A 17033-nucleotide genomic window follows, 5' to 3' on the forward strand; every position below is an offset into this window, starting at 1 on the left:
CGCCTTTCCGCCCTTAACCACTGTCATTGCTGACGACTATTTTAATTCCCGGCACGCATGCCTTCACATGAATGCTGCCGGACGAGCTGTTTGCGCCTTTACAGCGCTACGGCCCTGTCATGCCCATACGTAAACCTTTTACCGATTTAATATGCAAAACCGTATCACACGCACACCTTTTCCTGCTTCGCAGAAGATCTATGTCCCGGGGTCCCGGCCGGATATCCAGGTCGCCATGCGCGAAATTTCCCTGACAGACACCCGGGTGCATAACCGCCACGGGGAACTAAGAGCCAATGCCCCCGTGACCGTCTATGACACCAGCGGCCCCTACACCGATCCCACGCTCGCCATCGATCCCGCGATAGGCCTCCCGCGCCTGCGCGAATCATGGATCGACGAAAGGGGAGACGTCCTGGTGTTGCCCGCTCTTACCAGCGATTATGGCCGCGCCCGGTTATCCGATCCCGCACTTGCACATCTCCGGACCGGCCAGCCCCCCTTACCCCGGAAAGCCCGCCAGGGCGCCAACGTAACACAATTGCACTACGCGCGCAAAGGCATTATTACACCGGAGATGGAATATATCGCCATCCGTGAAAACCAACGCGCCGACGCGGCTTTCCGCGAAGGAGACCCGCTCTGGCAGCAGCATCGCGGAACAGGCAATGCCCCCCGGCTTATCACGCCCGAGTTCGTTCGGAGCGAAGTAGCCGCCGGGCGCGCTATCATCCCCGCCAACATCAACCACCCGGAAAGCGAGCCCATGATCATCGGCCGCAATTTCCTCGTGAAAATCAACGCCAACATCGGCAACTCCGCCGTCACCTCCTCCATCGAAGAAGAAGTGGAGAAGGCGGTATGGGCCTGCCGCTGGGGTGCCGATACCATCATGGACCTCAGCACCGGCAAGAACATCCACGAAACCCGTGAATGGATCATCCGGAACTGCCCCGTGCCCCTGGGCACAGTACCCATCTACCAGGCGCTCGAAAAAGTAAACGGCAAAGCCGAAGCCCTTACCTGGGAAATCTTCCGCGACACGCTGATCGAACAGGCCGAACAGGGCGTGGACTACTTCACAATACACGCCGGCGTCCTCTTGCGGTATGTGCCGCTTACCGCCAAAAGAATGACAGGCATCGTTTCGCGCGGCGGCAGCATCATGGCCAAATGGTGCCTCGCCCATCACCAGGAAAATTTCCTGTACACGCACTTCGATGAAATCTGCGAGATCATGAAAGCTTACGACGTTTCCTTCTCCCTCGGCGACGGCCTCCGCCCCGGCTCTATCGCCGATGCCAACGACGCAGCGCAGTTCGGTGAACTGGAAACGCTCGGCGAACTGACCAAACGCGCCTGGCAGCAGGACGTGCAGGTGATGATCGAAGGCCCCGGCCACGTACCCATGCACCTCATCAAAGAGAACATGGACAAGCAGCTGGAACACTGCCACGAAGCGCCGTTCTATACCCTCGGCCCCCTCACGACCGACATTGCCCCCGGCTACGATCATATCACCTCAGCCATCGGCGCGGCGATGATCGGCTGGTTCGGCACCGCCATGCTTTGCTATGTAACACCCAAGGAACACCTCGGCCTGCCCGACCGGGACGACGTGAAGCAGGGCGTAATCACCTACAAGCTGGCGGCGCACGCGGCGGACCTCGCCAAGGGGCACCCTGGCGCGCAGCATCGCGATAACGCCCTCAGCCAGGCGCGCTTCGAATTCCGCTGGGAAGACCAGTTCAATCTTTCCCTGGACCCCGATACCGCGCGCAGCTATCACGACGCCACGCTTCCAGCAGACGGGGCCAAAATCGCGCACTTCTGCTCGATGTGCGGCCCGCACTTCTGCTCGATGAAAATCTCGCAGGAAGTCCGGGAGCAGGCAGACCGCGAAGCCGCCATGGCGGAAAAAGCCAAAGACTTCACTGCCAGCGGAGGGGAGATCTACGCATGATCTGGCTGATCACTGCCCCGGAGTTCCCTTTGCAGGAACCTGTCCGGGAACTTCCCGTCATCCTGTCCGCATTCGAAGCCGGACTGCAAACACTCCTGCTCCGTAAACCCGGCTGGCCCGAACACGCCTACGCCCGGTGGCTCAGCTTCCTCCCCGAACATTATCGCCAGCACGTGATGGTTTCCGCCTTTCCAGCGCTGGTAGAATCCTTCGGGCTGAAAGGCCTCCACCTCAGCGAAGACGCCCGCCGCCAGATCGCGCCATACGAAATCCGTAAACTCCGCGAAACAGGTAAATGGGTCAGCGCATCCATTCACGACGATGCCGCGGATACTTCCGGATTTGATTTCGTACTGCAGGGCCCCGTGTTCGACAGCCTCTCCAAACCCGGCCACGCCGCCCGGCCATTCCGCTGCATCCCTTCCAACGCCATCGCCCTGGGAGGCGTGCACGAAGGGAATGTCCGGCAGGCGCGGGAAATGGGATACTGCGGAGCCGCCGTGCTCGGTACTGTCTGGCAACAACCTGAGAAAGCAGCCGGCACCATGTTGACGCTGATCAAAAAATGGAATCAACGATATGATACTGCCATCTTTTAACCAACGCACACTCATCACACCATGCGATACGCCATGAGCCTCGCAGGCCTCGACCCCTCAGGAGGGGCGGGCCTCCTGGCAGATATCAAAACCTTCGAAGCCTGGCACATCCGCGGGCTCGGCGTCTGCACCGCACTCACCGTCCAGACGGACACGGCGTTCCTTGGCGTAGAGTGGATCTCCGCCGGCAATATCATCGCGCAGGCATTGCCATTGGTGCAACAATACCCGGTCGATTACTGTAAAATCGGTATCGTTTCCCACCCGGAAACCATCGCCGAGGTGATCGCCGCCATCCGTGCCGTCCGCCCCGGCATCGCTTTCGTGCTCGACCCGGTGCTCCGCGCATCGGCAGGGTACGCCTTCCACAATGCCATTCATTCGAAGTGGATATCCATCCTGCCTTCCATCAAACTACTCACGCCTAACTACGACGAAGCCGTTGCTATGAGCGGGTTGCCGGATGGCGAAGCAGGATCACGCAGCATGGCGGCGCTTTGCGCCGTATTGCTCAAAGGCGGGCACCGGCCCCACCGGCCAGGCCTCGACACTTTATTTCAACAACATGCCGAAACCGACCTCCCGCCGACAGGGAACCAGGCCTTTCCCAAACACGGCTCCGGATGTGTGTTATCAGCATCCATCACCGCAGCCCTCGCCAGCGGGCTGCCGCTGGAAGACGCCTGCCGTGCAGGTAAAGACTACACTTACCGTTACCTCATGAGCAGCCCTGCGCTGGTGGGCTGGCATGAAAAGAAGTAACGCATATTAATGATAATCCGGATTGAAAAATCAACCCGGAAGCGGCCTCCGATTTTCGGAGATCGCGAAAAAACGATGTAATCCCCGGCAGTAAAAGCCCTGCGCTTTTCCCCCGGATTCAAAAACCGAGAAATTCTCCGTCAAAATGATATTACCGCAAAAACTGTTGTACATCTCGCAACAAACTCCCACAGCCTCGCATGCCGACAATATCCTCGCCGCCTGCGAAGCCGGCTGCCGCTGGATTCAGCTCCGGGTAAAACAAGGAGACGTTACCACCGCCGCTTTCGAAGCCATGGACATCTGCAGATCTTATGGCGCCACGCTTTCTATCAACGACCATCCCAAGATCGCCAAAAACGTTGGCGCACATGGCGTACACGTAGGCCTGCAAGACATGCCCGTTGCCGAAGCGCGCAATATCGCCGGCCCCGGAGCCCTCATCGGAGGAACCGCCAATACTCCGGAAGACGCGCTCGCACATGCAGCCGCCGGTGCGGATTACATCGGCTACGGGCCTTTCCGCTTCACTTCTACAAAAGAAAAACTCAGTCCCATCCTCGGCATCACAGGTTACAACCAACTGATGGCCGCCAGGCCCGGTATTCCCGTGATCGCCATCGGCGGCATCCAGCTCAGCGATATTCCCGCCATTCTCGACACCGGCGTTTACGGCATCGCCGTTTCCGGATTGATCACCCATGCACCGGACAAAAAATCCCTCGTGCAGCAAATCCTCGATAGCATATGGACGAACTCATAATCGCCGGCCATTCCTTTTCCAGCCGCCTCTTCACCGGTACCGGTAAGTTCGGCGACCTCGCCTGCATGGAAAAAGCCCTCACCGCCTCCGGTTCGCAACTCGTGACCGTTGCGCTCAAACGCGTAGACGCCGGCCATCAGCCCGACAACCTGCTGGCGCATCTCCGTCATCCGCAATTCCGCCTGCTTCCCAACACCTCCGGCGTCCGGAATGCGCAGGAAGCCGTATACGCCGCCGAGCTCGCCCGCGAAGCGCTGGAAACCAACTGGCTGAAACTGGAAATCCACCCCGACCCGCGTTACCTGCTGCCCGACCCCGTGGAAACCCTCGCTGCCACGGAAGCCCTCGCTGCAAAGGGTTTCATCGTGCTGCCATACATTCATGCAGATCCCGTGCTTTGCAAACGCCTGGAAGCCGCCGGCGCCGCGGCCGTCATGCCGCTGGGTGCGCCCATCGGTTCGAATAAAGGGCTGCGGACAAGGGATTTCCTCGAAATTATTATCGAACAAAGCAACGTACCGGTAGTGGTAGACGCGGGCATCGGCGCACCCAGCCATGCCGCCGCCGCCATGGAACTCGGTGCAGACGCGGTGCTCGTCAACACCGCCATTGCAGTGGCCGGGAACCCCATAGCCATGGCCGAAGCATTCGCCGCCGCCGTAGCAGCAGGCCGCAAAGCCTACCTCGCCGGGCTACCCGCCGCCAGCAGCCAGGCCAATGCCAGCAGCCCGGTACTGGCGTTTCTCGATGAAGCAGAAATAGCAGCAAAATGAAAACGCAGACTTTTGATAATATCTTCCGGAAATACGCCTGGGACGATGTGAAAGCGAACATCTACGCCAAAACTTCCGCCGACGTGGAAGCTGCGCTGCGCAAACCACGCCGCAATTTGCAGGATTTCATGGCCCTCGCTTCACCCGCCGCCGCGCCGTACCTGGAACGGATGGCGGCGCTCAGCAGGCAGCTCACGCAGCAACGGTTCGGCAAAACCATCCAGCTGTACGCGCCCGTATACCTGTCCAACGAATGCCAGAACATCTGCACTTACTGCGGCTTCAGCCTCAATAACCCCCTTCGCCGCAAAACCCTCACCGGCGCGGAAATGCTCCGCGAAATCGAAGCCGTGAAAGCCATGGGCTTCGGGCATGTGCTGCTCGTAACGGGAGAAGCCTGGCAAACGGTAGGGATGGATTATTTCAACCGCGCATTGCCCATCTTCAAACAACACTTCCCGCAAATATCAATTGAAGTGCAGCCGATGGAAGAGGAGGATTACCGCGCGCTGCAACCCCTGGGCCTCCATTCCGTACTCGTTTACCAGGAAACCTACCACGAAGACGATTACAAAAAACATCACCCGAAAGGACGAAAATCCAACTTCGCCTGGCGCCTCGAAACACCCGACAGGCTTGGGCGCGCGGGTGTTCATAAAATCGGGCTGGGGGTTTTGATAGGGCTCGAAGACTGGCGGACCGACAGCTTCTTCACCGCCCTGAACCTGGATTACCTGCAACGAACCTACTGGCAAACCCGCTACAGCATTTCGTTTCCACGGCTCCGGCCTTTCTCCGGCGGACTGCCGCCTAAGTCCATCATGAACGACCGCGAATTGCTGCAGCTCATTTGCGCTTACCGCCTCTGCTTCCCGGATGTGGAGCTCAGCCTTTCCACCCGCGAAAGCCCCCGATTCCGCGACCACCTCGTGCCCCTGGGCGTTACCACCATGAGCGCCGGCAGCCGCACCAATCCAGGCGGCTATGCCGTGGAACCCGGGTCACTGGAGCAGTTCGAGATATCGGATGAGCGAAGCCCCGCAGCAGTGGCGGAAATGATCAGGAACCATGGCTACAGTCCCGTGTGGAAGGACTGGGACGACTTCGGATAATAAAAAACCGGCCGCGGCAAAGGTTTTCTGCCTGCGACCGGTTACAATCCGGATGGAGTATCGTTTACAGTAATGTTTGGATCAGGGATTTAAGCTCCGGCTGCGAAGGGCGGGGCGCATCCACATTCACGATCTTGCCGGCTTTGTCGAACACCATGAAGCGCGGGATGGCGTTTACACCGTAGAACTTCGTCATCCCGGACCATCCGCTGGCGAAGAGTTGCACGCCGCCGAGGGATTCCTTCTGCACGAAATTCGCCCACTTCTCCTTGTCTTTTTCTTCATCCACCGAAATGCTGACAAACACGACATCTTTTCCGTGCATGTCTGTTTCCAGCTTTTTCAGATGCGGGATCTCCGCTTTGCAGGGGCCGCACCAGGTGGCCCACATGTCCACCACTACCACTTTCCCTTTCAGACCGGCTAGCGAAACCTCCTTCCCTGCGAGATCGGGGTAGTTGAAATTGTAACCTGGCTCACCCGCTTTGAATGTGCTCAGTTTCTTTTTCGTTTCGTCAAAAGCAGCGCGCTGGCGATCAGTGGCTACGAATTTTTCCAGCGGACCGGCTTCCGCCAGGAAGTTTTCCAGCGAGTTGTAACGGGAGAAATTCCGGGTGAGGTATGCGCCTTTGAGCGTGTCATTGCAAATTTGCTCCAGCGACCAGGAAAGGCGATCTTCTTTCGTGGGTTTGGTAGCGCCGTTGATGGAAGCAAACAGGATATAATGCCGCATGAGCTGGTCGGTTTCTCCCAGGCGCAGATAGCGGCTGTCGCAGAATTTATTGGGAGCGACAACGGTTCCGTAATAAGCCGGGTAGTCTTTTTTATCGGGATGCTTGCCGCGCGGGGTATAGAGGAAGGTAAGGGCTGCGCCTTCAATATCCGCGTCTATCACCATTTTCAGCAGATTGTTGAATGCTTTGTTGGGTGTGTTGATGGTGGATTTGAATTTCTCCGCTTTGGGAATAAAACCGGTCAACAGGGGAAAATAACCCGTATAATCCATGCTCACCCGGGCAAAATCGTATGCGGGGCGGCGGATCTCTTCAAACAACTTATCCCATTCCGCCGCCAGTTTGCCTTCCGCCGATCCGCCGGCAATCGCGATGGCGGTATCATTGAATCGCAGGGCAACCTGGTCGCCGGGCTTGAGGTAGAGCCGGTGCATGCGGCGGCGCGACATGTCGCCCACATAATAAAATCCTTCGCGGAGGGATTGCACGGCGAAGGTAAACTGCCGGCCGTCGATCCGGGAAGATGCCATTTCCATGTGCTGGCCTTCGGAAGCGTCGTACAGGAACATCCGCTCCATTTTATCGCCGGAAGTTTCCATGGCGCCGCGGATGATGGTGACGGGAGAAGGGGCGGCCTGCGTAATCCTGGGCAGTGCCGTCAGGATGCAGGTAAGGGCCCAAAAGAGGCAGGAATGTCGTTTCATAAAGGGAGTAATAATGGTTGTTCGCATACATTTTAAGACAACTCAGGGGTTTGAATCGGGGGAAGGAAGGGACAGGCGGACAAATTTCTATGACAATCGGCGGGAATTGACTTCCGGAGGCTAACTTTGCAGCATGGATCAGTCGAGTGGGAAGATTTATACGCTTCAGTTCGGGTTGCTTTGCCTGAGCAACCTGCTTTTCTCCGCCAGTTTTAACATGATGATCCCCGAGCTCCCCGCTTACCTGACAAGCCTGGGCGGCGCCGACTATAAAGGTTACATCATTGGTCTTTTCACCCTCATGGCAGGCCTGAGCCGGCCATTTTCCGGGAAACTTACAGACACGATCGGCCGCATTCCCGTGATGGTATTCGGTTCCGTGATCTGCGTCATCTGCAGCCTCCTGTACCCGCTGGTCAGCAGTGTGGGCGCCTTTCTGCTGCTGCGCTTCTTCCATGGTTTTTCCACGGGCTTCAAACCCACCGGCACTTCGGCCTACGTCGCCGATATGGTCCCCTTCAACCGCCGCGGCGAAGCGATGGGCATGGTAGGGCTGGCAAGCACGGTCGGGCTGTCGCTGGGCCCCTCTATCGGCGGTTCCATCGCCAACGCCTGGGGCATCGTGACCATGTTCCAGATCTCGGCGGTATTCGCCCTGCTGTCTGTCGTGATTCTCATCGGCATGAAGGAAACGCTGCACAACCGGGAGAAGTTCCGGCCGGCGTTGCTCAAAATCTCCCGCCACGAGGTCTTCGAACCTGCGGTGATGGCGCCTGTAGTCATAACTTTCCTCACTTACTTCAGTTACGGCGCGCTGCTTACCATTATCCCGGATTTCAGCGCTCACCTGGGATTGCAGAATAAAGGGCTGTTCTTCACCTTCTTCACCGCCAGCTCCATCGGCATCCGCCTGCTGGCCGGCAAAACCTCCGACCGCTACGGCCGTGTGCCCATCCTGAAAATCGCGGCCACATTGATGGCTATTTCCATGGTGGTGATCGGCCTGGCGCATACACCGGCGGTTTTACTGGCGGGGGCTTTGTTGTACGGTGTTTCGCTGGGATTGAATTCGCCGGCCGTAACGGCCTGGACTATCGACCTGGGATTGCCCGAGCACCGGGGCCGCGCCCTGGGTAGCATGTACATCGCCCTGGAAGCGGGCATCGGGCTGGGGGCGTTCTTCTCCGCCGAATGGTACGGCAACAACCCCGGTCACTTCGCTAAAGTGTTCTTCATCATGGCAGGCGTAACCATCATGGCAACGATCTACCTGCTGTTCGTTTATCGCAACAAATACGTCCGGTATGCGCGCAAATCCATCAAATCGCACTACCGCAACCGCTAAAACCGGACGACCAGTTTGGCGATGCAGGCAACGCCGCCGGCAGGGCGCAAAAAAACTGGCGGCGTTAATTCATCAGAACTGACCGCGTTCGAAGCGGATTTTTCCCAGGAAGATCTGGGCAATGGAAGCGCCTTTCACTTTCGCCGTAGCGATACGCGGGCCCTGGAACAGCGAATCAGCCGTAGCGTGCCACAACTGCACCCAACGGTCGAAATGCACCTGGTCTACCGGGAGCGTCCGGTGTTTCACGTAAGGCGCACCGAAATAATCCTTTTCACCCAGCAGCTGCGTTCCCCAGAACTTATACATCGTTTCCAGGTGCGCGGGCCAGGCATCCGGGGCGATGCGCTCGTTGAAAATCGGCCCCAGCATATCATCCTGCCGGATTTTATCGTAGAAGGTGTTCACCAGCAGCTTAATGTCCTCAATATCCCTGATGTCGTTCATAACACAAAGTTCGGTCAACCGGCTGAATTAAACGATGACGAAGGTCAATCCCTGTGGCGGATAAACCCGATCTCGTCGCGGGCGTCCTCTTCCCACTGGATCATTTCTCCCAGGAACTTTCCTATAAACCGGTCAACCGCCGGCCCGTCCAGCTCCTCGGGCTCCAACGTTTCGAGGGTTTCGTTTTTGGGCTTCTCTTCGGTCATCCCGTCGATAAACGGAAAACTGATCCAAACCACGATCTGCCCGTTACGGGTCTGGGAAAACGACAAAAAGCCGCCGATTTTCATCTTCTGCACCACGCTGAACGGCGATTGCTCCACGATGCCGCTCGGCTCATGGTCGAACAGGAGGTATACGGCCTCCAGGCCCTGCATCATTTCGTTGGCGCCTGCTTTCCAGTTCAGGGGAAAACGGGTGGTCACCTCCCCGAGGTATTTCACCAGGAAAGGCTTGGCCGTTTGTTGCCAGGCGGCCCGCCGGGCCTTTACCTTCTGCAGTACGGTGGTGTATTGTTCCGTGAGTTTTCCGAGTTGTTCCATGGTCTGGGTTTTGACAAAAGAGGCTGCATCGCCGGAGCGACCTACAGCCTCTTTGGATATACATTACGTTTACGGTTGCCTTACAGTTGCTCGTAGAGCTTGCGCAGGCGGTCGCGGGTCATGAGTGTTTGCCAGTCTTTGCCGAGGGCGTTTTCCCACAGCGGGGCCAGGCCCATCGACACGTCGATCATCGTTTCAAAGTCCGCATCGCTGAGGCCTTTGGTGATGTGCTGCGGAATCTCCACCTGGTGTTTGTCCACCATCTGCTTGAATTCCTTCACGCCGGCGGGATAAAACTCTTCCAGCTTGTCGAACACGATGCAGTTGCCCACACCATGCTTGGTGCCCAGGAGGTAGCTCAGCCCGTAGCTCACCGCATGGGCCACGCCCACCTGCGAGTACGCGATGCTCATACCGCCCGCGTAGGAAGCCATCATGAGCTTCTCGTCGGCGTCATCGTCCCAGCGGTCCTTTTTCAGGTAGATTTCCTGGCAGAGCTCCAGCGCCTTTTCACCGTAAGAACGGCTGAAAGCGTTGAGGAACGTGCCTTCCAGGGATTCGATGCAATGGATGTAGCAATCCATCGCGGTATAAAACCGCTGGTTCACCGGCGCATTGGAAATCAGTTGCGGGTCCAGCACGATCTGGTCGAAGGGGGTGTAGTCAGAGTTCATGCCCAGCTTGCGGGTAGGGCCCGTGAGCACGGTAGTACGGCTCACCTCGGCGCCGGTGCCCGACAGGGTGGGGATGCCCACTTTATATACAGCCGGCAGTTTCACGAGGTCCCAGCCCTGGTAATCCGCGGATGATCCGGGATTGGTCATCATCAGGGCTACGGCTTTGGCCATGTCCATGGTAGACCCGCCGCCGATGCCGATGATGCCGCTCACTTCGCCGAATTCCGCCTTCAGCTCGTCGCGCAGGCGGTCTACGTAAGTGGTCTTGGGCTCATGGGTCACGTCGATGAAAACGATCTTATCCTTTCCGCGCAAGGGAATGCGGGAGAGGAACGGCTGGTTGGCTTCAAAGAAATGGTCCACAAAAAATATCATCGGCGCATCGCCCTTGCGGCGCGGCGCAATGATCTCGTCGAGCTGGTTAAACGCACCTCGTCCGAAAATCACGTATCCTACCAGTTTAAAATTTCTGAATTTCATGTTATATCCCAGATTTTTTGTGTTTAGGGTTGGTCCAGCAATTTGGAAGCTCTTTCCAGATCTTCCGGCGTATCGATTTCCACGCCCATATAGTCGGTTACGACCATTTTGAGCGGAATTCCCATCTCCAGGTACCGCAGGCACTCCACTTTCTCGGCTGCTTCCAGCGGCGTCATGGGCGTGCGCGTGAACTGCAGCAGGGCTTCGCGGCGGAACGCGTAGATGCCGATATGCTCGTAGTACACGGTGTTCACGTTTTTATCGCGGGGGTAGGGGATCACGGAGCGGGAGAACATGAGCGAATTGAAATCCTTGTCTACCGCAACTTTCACGAAGTTGGGGTCTTCAATGTCTTTCCAGTCTTTCAGTTCCTGCATGAGCGACGCCACCTGCACCTTCTTTCCGGCTTCGCCTTCAAAAACCTGCAACAGTTTCTCCAGCGGTTCTTTCCGGGTGAAAGGCGTATCGCCCTGAACGTTCACTACGATGTCCACGTCGGTCATATCCTCCACGGCTTCGGCGATGCGGTCGGACCCGCTTTCGTGCTCGCGTTTGCTCATGATGGCCTTTCCGCCGTTGCGGGTGATTTCTTCAAAGATGATGTCGCTGTCGGTTACTACCATGACTTCGTCGAACACACCGGTTTCGCGGGTGGATTCATACGTGCGCCAGATAACGGTTTTACCTGCGAGCACTGCCATCATTTTGCCGGGGAAGCGGCTGGCGGCGTAACGCGCCGGGATCAATGCGATTTTCTTCATGCCGGGAATTTGTAATTACAATGCGCTTTTCACGGCAGCCGTCAGTTTTTCGGCGCGTTCGCGTACTTCCGCGTCAGTCCATGCGAGGCTGATGGGGAAGGAAATGCAGCGGCCGATGATGGCGTCGGAAGCGGGGAATTGTTTGGTTTGATATACGGCGAGGTCTTTGGCGAGTTGTTCCGGGAACCGGGTAAGGGTTGCACCCTCTTGCAGGTGGTTCCATTTACGGAAGTAGTGCCAGTTGTTGTCGAACCAATGGAATGCGGGCAGGCCGGCGGCTTTCATGGCTTTGGCGGCGTTGCGGGCGGTGTCCAGGTCGGGGAGGAAGAAGGAGAGATGGGTGCAGCTGTCGCCCGAGGGATCGGGGATGCGGCGGAACTCCACTTCCGGAAGGGTAGCCAGGGCCGCTTTCACGATCTCGTGGTTGTTGCGGAGGATGGCCAGGAAGCGGTCGAGCTTGCGGATCTGCGCAAGGCCTACCGCGGCATGCAGTTCGGAAATGCGGAAGTTGTAGCCCAGGTGCGGATGCCCGTCGGCGCCACGGTCTGCCCCGCCGAGATGGTCGTGGCCATGGTCGGAGTAAGCGTCGCATTTCGTATAAACGTCTTTATCGTTGGTGATGATCGCCCCGCCTTCGGCGCAGGTGATCGTTTTCACGAAGTCGAAGGAGAAAGTACCGGCATGCCCGATGGAACCCAGCGCGCGGCCTTTGTGGGTGGCCCCGGTGGATTGACAGGCGTCTTCCAGCAGGATGAGGTTATGCTCCTGGCAGATTTCCACCAGCGCGTCCATGTCGGCCATGGAGCCGCACATATGAACGGGCATTACGCATTTGGTGCGGGGGGTGATGGCGGCGCGCACGGCGGCGGCGTCCAGCGTCATCGTATCGTCCACATCCACCAGTACAGGCGTTGCACCTACCGACAGCACGGCTTCGAAGCTGGCCACGAAGGTAAAAGTAGGCATGATGATCTCGTCTCCCGCACCCAGGCCCAATGCGGCCATAGCGGTCGTGAGCGCGGTGGTGCCGCTCGATGTCAGCTGCGCGTATTCCACGTTGAAACGCTCGCAAAGCGCCTGCTCCAGTTCTTTCGCTTTCCAGATCCCTTTGCGGGGACCGTCGAATCCATAACGCATGTAAATTCCTGTCTCAAGGACGTCGTTCACTTCCTTCCTTTCTTCGGCGCCAAATAGTTCAAATCCGGGCATAATGCAAAATTTTTGTAGTGGTGCAAAGGTAGAACAATCCCGGAATGGAAAACCGATAAAAACCGTTAAACTTTTCGACGGTCAAATATGCATTATTTGACTCCTTTTATTATGACTATCAATATTCTATATAGATTTTAAATCCGGAAACCGCGGAAACGCAGGCCAAAAAACCGGGCCCGCGCGGGGATTTCCTTATTTTCATACCCTCAACAACCATTCTATGCGTAAATTCTTATTGTCAGCCACCCTTTTCTGCTCCATGATCCTCACCGCCGCCGCGCAGGACCCCGCCGAAACCCGTATCCGCCAGCTCATGCAAACCCAGCTCGAATGCTGGAACCGCGGCGATATCGAAGGCTTTATGGGCACCTACTGGAAATCAGACAGCCTCCTGTTTATCGGCAAAAAAGGGCTCACCTACGGCTGGCAGGCCACGCTGGACAACTACAAAAAAGCCTATCCCGGCAAGGAAGGCATGGGACAGCTCGCATTCGACCTGCTGGAATTTAAAAAACTCGCCGGCGATGCTTATTTTGTAGTAGGCAAGTGGAAGCTCACGCGCACCATCGGTAACCTCGACGGGCACTTCTCCATCGTCCTCCGCCGCATCGGCGGCGAATGGAAAATCGTGGCCGACCACTCCAGCTAAACCCGGAAACCCATGAAAAAAACGCTCTTCCTTCTTCCCGCACTACTCGCCGCCATGGCCGGTTTCGCGCAATCCGAAGCCGATATCCTCATCCGCAACGCCCGCATCGCCGACGGTACCGGCAACTCCTGGTATTACGGCGAAGTGTCGGTGAAAGACGGGCGCATCCTCGCCGTTACCCGCCAGCCCCAAACCCTCCGCGCCACCAAAACCATAGACGCCGGCGGGCGCATCGTGGCGCCGGGGTTCATCGATGTGCATACCCATATCGAAGACGATGAATTCAAAGTCCCCACGGCCGAAAGCTTCCTGATGGACGGCGTCACCACCGTCGTCACCGGCAACTGCGGCGCTTCCAATATTGACCTGGGGCGCTACTTCCGGCAACTCGACAGCATGACCATCTCCATCAACGTAGCTTCCCTCATCGGCCACAACGATGTGCGCCGCGCAGTGATGGGCAGCACCAACCGCATGCCCACTGCTGAAGAGCAGCAAAAAATGGAAAGCCTTGTCGAGAAAGCCATGCACGACGGAGCGGTGGGCCTCAGCACGGGCCTGATTTACGTTCCCGGCAACTACGCCCAAACGGCCGAAGTAGTAGGCCTCGCCAAAGCCGCCGCGAAGCACGGCGGCGTATACGCCACGCATATGCGCAACGAAGGCGATGCCGTGGAAGCCGCTATCGAAGAAGCGTTGAGCATCGGCCGCCAGGCAAACATCCCTGTGGAAATATCCCACTTCAAGATCGGCGGCAAACAAAACTGGGGCCGCTCTGCCGTAACCCTGGCGCTCATAGAGAAAGCCCGCCGCGAAGGCCTGGAAGTGACCATCGATCAATATCCCTACACCGCCAGCAGCACCAGCCTCCGCACTATGCTGCCCGACTGGGCGCTTTCCGGCGGCCACGACTCTGTGGTGTACCGCCTCACCACGCCGGATATACGGAAGAAGATCGTATCGGAGATGAGCGGCATCTATAAGAAACGCCGCCTCAAAAACCTGGATTACGCCGTAGTCGCGTATTTCGAGGCCGACACTACGCTCAATGGCAAGAACATCTCCGAAATCAATAAATTAAAAGGAAGGAAAAGCAATATCCCCAACGAAGTGGAAACCGTGCTGGACCTGGTGCAGCAGGGGAGCGCGGGCATGGTGTTCCACGGCATGAGCGAAGAAGATGTGAAACGCATTATGCAATACCCTTTCAACATGTTCGCGTCAGACGCCAGCATCCGCGAGTTTGGCGTGGGCGTTCCGCATCCGCGCGGGTATGGCACCAATGCGCGCGTGCTGGGAAAATATGTGCGGGAAGAAAAAGTGCTGGGGCTGGAAGAAGCGATCCGCAGGATGACGTCCCTCCCGGCACAGAAGTTCAGGCTGGCGCAACGCGGCCTGCTCGTTCCCGGGTACATGGCGGACATCGTCATCTTCGACCCTGCCACGGTAAAAGACCTGTCGACCTTCACCCAACCCCACCAGTATTCCACCGGCTTCAGCCATGTGCTGGTCAACGGGCAACTGACGATAGAAAACGGAAAACACAACGGCACCCGCAAAGGCCAGGTAGTGCGCCTGGGCCTTTAAGGTCAGTCAACCCGGTCTTCCGGCCCGAGCGACATCATGAAACTGCTGATGATAGACAGCACCACGCTGAACAGCAGCGCCCACCAGAAGTTGTCCACTTTAAACCCTTTCACCAGGCTGCTGGCCCATAATACGATCAGTGCGTTGATGACGAGCAGGAAGAGGCCAAGGGTGACCACGGTCACAGGCAGGGTGAGGATCACGAGGATAGGCTTCACGATCAGGTTCAACAAACCGAGCACGATGGCGAGCAGCAGTGCGGTAGTAAAATCCTGGAGTTTAACGCCGGGGAGTAAATAGGCCGTCAGCAGCGCGGCAAGCGCCGTCACGAGCAGCCGGATAAGAATTCCTAACATTGGATAGCGTGTTAGTGCTTTATACAAAATACACAAAAAGCATGCAGAATGTTTAGTGTTTCTGGTTATCAGATCACGATCAATTCATAAAAATCTTCCGGCACGAGGTATAAACGCGCCATCTGCTGCAGCTCTTCGGCGGAAATGGTTTTGATGGTACGGATATTATTGTAGAAATAGTTTTCGTCGAGATCGTTCAGGATAAGATTCTTCCACCGCTGGATCACCTGGAAGGCGCCGTCGAGGTCGCCGAGGATGGATCCGATCATGAAATTCCTAACGAGGCTGAGTTCTTCTTCCGGTATCGGCTCATCGCGGAGCCGGTTCATTTCCAGGTAGATTTCCGCGATCGCTTTTTCGCATACATCCCGTCCTGCTTCGGTTTGGATATTCACCGCGCCGGCCTGGCGGAAATTGTAGATCTGCGAGTGGATGCCGTAAGTATATCCTTTTTCTTCCCGGATATTGCTCATGAGCCTCGATCCGAAATACCCGCCGAATATGGTGTTCAGCACGAGCATCTTCGGGAAGTCGGGGTGGTAGCGGTTCGGGAAAGGCCTGGCTACGCGGATGCTTCCCTGTACGCCGTTCTCATCATTGAAGATGCGGTATTTCTTTTCATCCGCCGGCAGGATCGGCATTTCGGGGCGGAGGTTGTGCGTTTCCTCACCCCATTTGTGGCCGAAGTGCTGGTTGAGGAGGGGGATGATATTATCGGGCAGGTTGCCTGCCAGGAAGATCTTGCAGTTGTTGTACGTGTAGTGTTGCTTATAGAACCCGTGAAGGCTTTCGGTTTGCAGGGCGTCGTACGCCATCATGCTGCTCACGCGGCCGTAGGGGTGGAATTCCCCGAAGAGATATTTATCGATGTGCCGGTTGGCGACGAACTCGCTTTTCTGAAGGTTCACCGCCAGCTTCTGTTTCATGTTCTGGGTGAAGATGGCGAGCTCCTGCTCGGGGAACGCCGGGTCCTGTATCACTTCCTGCAGCGTGGGCAGCAGGTCGGCGATATGGCGGCTGAGGCAGTGAAGGGTGTAGGTGGCGTTTTCGTGGAAGCAGTTCCGGTTGAGATAGGCGCCGTAGTACTCGGTCATTTCATTGATCTCGAGCGCGGAATGCCGGCCGGTGCCGTTCTTCATGAGGAAGTTGGTGGCGGAGGCCACGAGGTTTTCAGACTCGTACCAGCTGCCTGCGGGGAACACCAGCTCCAGCTGGAGGGTTTCCTGCTCGGAGGAGCGGACCACGTATACGGGAATGCCGTTGTCCAGCTGGAATTTCTCCAGCGGTTTGAGTTGTATATCGAAATTGACTGCGTCTTTTATTGCGGGTGCCTGTCTTCTGTTGATCATAATCTTAATTTCCTGCGTAATAATGGATCGTGTTGACGTTGTTGGGGGAGAAGATCGCCCGGGCCTGTTCCTGGATGTCGGCTACCGTTACCGCTTCGTACTTCGCGAATTCGGTATTCATCTCCGCCGCATCGCCGATGAGCTCGTAGAAAGCGAGGTTGTTCGCGCGGGAGAGGAGCCCCATGTCTTCGAAAGCCAGCATGCTTTCCACGCGGTTC

The 17033-nt window shown here is 57.1% G+C and carries 17 protein-coding genes and 1 pseudogene; 9 read left to right on the forward strand and 9 right to left on the reverse strand.

Features of this window, described 5'->3' with window-relative positions; all coding sequences use genetic code 11:
- The first annotated feature begins 151 nt into the window (after positions 1-151).
- The 6 genes from thiC (at position 152) to thiH (ending at position 5972) form a co-directional block, all read left to right on the forward strand.
- A complete protein-coding gene (thiC, locus tag Q0510_RS07145; protein WP_298709568.1) occupies positions 152-1963 on the forward strand; it encodes a phosphomethylpyrimidine synthase ThiC in 1812 nt (603 codons plus the stop codon).
- The gene (locus Q0510_RS07150) at positions 1960-2562 is read left to right on the forward strand and encodes a thiamine phosphate synthase (protein WP_298709570.1); all 603 of its coding nucleotides are present in this window, start codon (positions 1960-1962) and stop codon (positions 2560-2562) included. The genes thiC and Q0510_RS07150 overlap by 4 nt, the downstream gene beginning before the upstream one ends.
- A 21-nt stretch (positions 2563-2583) precedes the next feature.
- A complete protein-coding gene (locus tag Q0510_RS07155) occupies positions 2584-3324 on the forward strand; it encodes a hydroxymethylpyrimidine/phosphomethylpyrimidine kinase (RefSeq protein WP_298709572.1) in 741 nt (246 codons plus the stop codon).
- A 145-nt stretch (positions 3325-3469) separates the two neighbouring features.
- Complete coding sequence (gene thiE / locus Q0510_RS07160) at positions 3470-4087, forward strand: thiamine phosphate synthase (RefSeq protein ID WP_298709574.1); 618 nt, start codon at positions 3470-3472, stop codon at positions 4085-4087.
- Positions 4072-4860, forward strand: a complete 789-nt coding sequence (locus Q0510_RS07165; RefSeq protein ID WP_298709576.1) for a thiazole synthase — start codon at positions 4072-4074, stop codon at positions 4858-4860. Before thiE ends, Q0510_RS07165 begins: the two co-directional genes overlap by 16 nt.
- Complete coding sequence (thiH, locus tag Q0510_RS07170) at positions 4857-5972, forward strand: 2-iminoacetate synthase ThiH (RefSeq protein WP_298709578.1); 1116 nt, start codon at positions 4857-4859, stop codon at positions 5970-5972. The genes Q0510_RS07165 and thiH overlap by 4 nt, the downstream gene beginning before the upstream one ends.
- Positions 5973-6036: 64 nt before the next feature.
- Here the strand turns inward: thiH and Q0510_RS07175 are convergent, their stop codons facing one another.
- Complete coding sequence (locus Q0510_RS07175; protein ID WP_298709580.1) at positions 6037-7410, reverse strand: TlpA disulfide reductase family protein; 1374 nt, start codon at positions 7408-7410, stop codon at positions 6037-6039.
- Between the two features lie 133 nt (positions 7411-7543).
- Here Q0510_RS07175 and Q0510_RS07180 point away from each other — a divergent pair, with 133 nt between their 5' ends.
- Positions 7544-8755 carry an MFS transporter gene (locus tag Q0510_RS07180; protein ID WP_298709582.1) on the forward strand — a complete coding sequence of 404 codons (1212 nt, stop codon included), beginning with the start codon at positions 7544-7546 and terminating at the stop codon, positions 8753-8755.
- 72 nt (positions 8756-8827) lie between these two features.
- Here Q0510_RS07180 and Q0510_RS07185 read toward each other — a convergent pair whose 3' ends face one another.
- From Q0510_RS07185 to Q0510_RS07205, 5 genes are all read right to left on the reverse strand, one after another.
- Positions 8828-9202: a group III truncated hemoglobin gene (locus Q0510_RS07185; RefSeq protein WP_298709584.1), complete on the reverse strand. Its 375-nt coding sequence runs from the start codon at positions 9200-9202 to the stop codon at positions 8828-8830.
- A gap of 44 nt (positions 9203-9246) precedes the next feature.
- Positions 9247-9744, reverse strand: a complete 498-nt coding sequence (locus tag Q0510_RS07190; RefSeq protein WP_298709586.1) for a hypothetical protein — start codon at positions 9742-9744, stop codon at positions 9247-9249.
- 80 nt (positions 9745-9824) lie between these two features.
- Positions 9825-10901, reverse strand: a complete 1077-nt coding sequence (locus Q0510_RS07195) for an iron-containing alcohol dehydrogenase family protein (RefSeq protein WP_298709588.1) — start codon at positions 10899-10901, stop codon at positions 9825-9827.
- Positions 10902-10924: 23 nt separating this feature from the next.
- Entirely contained in the window at positions 10925-11662 is a 738-nt protein-coding gene (kdsB, locus tag Q0510_RS07200) for a 3-deoxy-manno-octulosonate cytidylyltransferase (protein ID WP_298709590.1), read from the reverse strand.
- Between the two features lie 15 nt (positions 11663-11677).
- Positions 11678-12871 carry a DegT/DnrJ/EryC1/StrS aminotransferase family protein gene (locus tag Q0510_RS07205; RefSeq protein ID WP_298709592.1) on the reverse strand — a complete coding sequence of 398 codons (1194 nt, stop codon included), beginning with the start codon at positions 12869-12871 and terminating at the stop codon, positions 11678-11680.
- A gap of 223 nt (positions 12872-13094) precedes the next feature.
- Here Q0510_RS07205 and Q0510_RS07210 point away from each other — a divergent pair, with 223 nt between their 5' ends.
- Together Q0510_RS07210 and Q0510_RS07215 are read left to right on the forward strand one after the other, a co-directional pair.
- Positions 13095-13523: a nuclear transport factor 2 family protein gene (locus Q0510_RS07210; RefSeq protein ID WP_298709595.1), complete on the forward strand. Its 429-nt coding sequence runs from the start codon at positions 13095-13097 to the stop codon at positions 13521-13523.
- Positions 13524-13535: 12 nt separating this feature from the next.
- Positions 13536-15110: an amidohydrolase family protein gene (locus tag Q0510_RS07215; RefSeq protein ID WP_298709597.1), complete on the forward strand. Its 1575-nt coding sequence runs from the start codon at positions 13536-13538 to the stop codon at positions 15108-15110.
- Between the two features lie 2 nt (positions 15111-15112).
- Here Q0510_RS07215 and Q0510_RS07220 read toward each other — a convergent pair whose 3' ends face one another.
- The 3 genes and pseudogenes from Q0510_RS07220 to Q0510_RS07230 form a co-directional block, all read right to left on the reverse strand.
- Positions 15113-15466: a phage holin family protein gene (locus Q0510_RS07220; RefSeq protein WP_298709600.1), complete on the reverse strand. Its 354-nt coding sequence runs from the start codon at positions 15464-15466 to the stop codon at positions 15113-15115.
- 68 nt (positions 15467-15534) lie between these two features.
- The gene (locus Q0510_RS07225; protein WP_298709602.1) at positions 15535-16815 is read right to left on the reverse strand and encodes a pitrilysin family protein; all 1281 of its coding nucleotides are present in this window, start codon (positions 16813-16815) and stop codon (positions 15535-15537) included.
- A gap of 4 nt (positions 16816-16819) precedes the next feature.
- Positions 16820-17033 (reverse strand): annotated as a pseudogene (locus Q0510_RS07230) (insulinase family protein); the annotation flags it as partial.

It is taken from the genome of uncultured Chitinophaga sp., assembly GCF_937874145.1.
Taxonomy (GTDB): Bacteria; Bacteroidota; Bacteroidia; order Chitinophagales; family Chitinophagaceae; genus Chitinophaga.

Bases quoted from the DNA above. Each gene is read 5' to 3' on its own strand.
- Q0510_RS07210 (WP_298709595.1), top strand. From the start codon at position 13,095: ATGCGTAAATTCTTATTGTCAGCCACCCTTTTCTGCTCCATGATCCTC.
- Q0510_RS07150 (WP_298709570.1), top strand. From the start codon at position 1,960: ATGATCTGGCTGATCACTGCCCCGGAGTTCCCTTTGCAGGAACCTGTC.
- thiH (WP_298709578.1), top strand. From the start codon at position 4,857: ATGAAAACGCAGACTTTTGATAATATCTTCCGGAAATACGCCTGGGAC.
- kdsB (WP_298709590.1), bottom strand. From the start codon at position 11,662: ATGAAGAAAATCGCATTGATCCCGGCGCGTTACGCCGCCAGCCGCTTC.
- Q0510_RS07175 (WP_298709580.1), bottom strand. From the start codon at position 7,410: ATGAAACGACATTCCTGCCTCTTTTGGGCCCTTACCTGCATCCTGACG.
- Q0510_RS07220 (WP_298709600.1), bottom strand. From the start codon at position 15,466: ATGTTAGGAATTCTTATCCGGCTGCTCGTGACGGCGCTTGCCGCGCTG.
- thiC (WP_298709568.1), top strand. From the start codon at position 152: ATGCAAAACCGTATCACACGCACACCTTTTCCTGCTTCGCAGAAGATC.
- Q0510_RS07155 (WP_298709572.1), top strand. From the start codon at position 2,584: ATGCGATACGCCATGAGCCTCGCAGGCCTCGACCCCTCAGGAGGGGCG.
- Q0510_RS07165 (WP_298709576.1), top strand. From the start codon at position 4,072: ATGGACGAACTCATAATCGCCGGCCATTCCTTTTCCAGCCGCCTCTTC.
- Q0510_RS07190 (WP_298709586.1), bottom strand. From the start codon at position 9,744: ATGGAACAACTCGGAAAACTCACGGAACAATACACCACCGTACTGCAG.
- Q0510_RS07205 (WP_298709592.1), bottom strand. From the start codon at position 12,871: ATGCCCGGATTTGAACTATTTGGCGCCGAAGAAAGGAAGGAAGTGAAC.
- Q0510_RS07185 (WP_298709584.1), bottom strand. From the start codon at position 9,202: ATGAACGACATCAGGGATATTGAGGACATTAAGCTGCTGGTGAACACC.
- thiE (WP_298709574.1), top strand. From the start codon at position 3,470: ATGATATTACCGCAAAAACTGTTGTACATCTCGCAACAAACTCCCACA.
- Q0510_RS07195 (WP_298709588.1), bottom strand. From the start codon at position 10,901: ATGAAATTCAGAAATTTTAAACTGGTAGGATACGTGATTTTCGGACGA.
- Q0510_RS07215 (WP_298709597.1), top strand. From the start codon at position 13,536: ATGAAAAAAACGCTCTTCCTTCTTCCCGCACTACTCGCCGCCATGGCC.
- Q0510_RS07180 (WP_298709582.1), top strand. From the start codon at position 7,544: ATGGATCAGTCGAGTGGGAAGATTTATACGCTTCAGTTCGGGTTGCTT.
- Q0510_RS07225 (WP_298709602.1), bottom strand. From the start codon at position 16,815: ATGATCAACAGAAGACAGGCACCCGCAATAAAAGACGCAGTCAATTTC.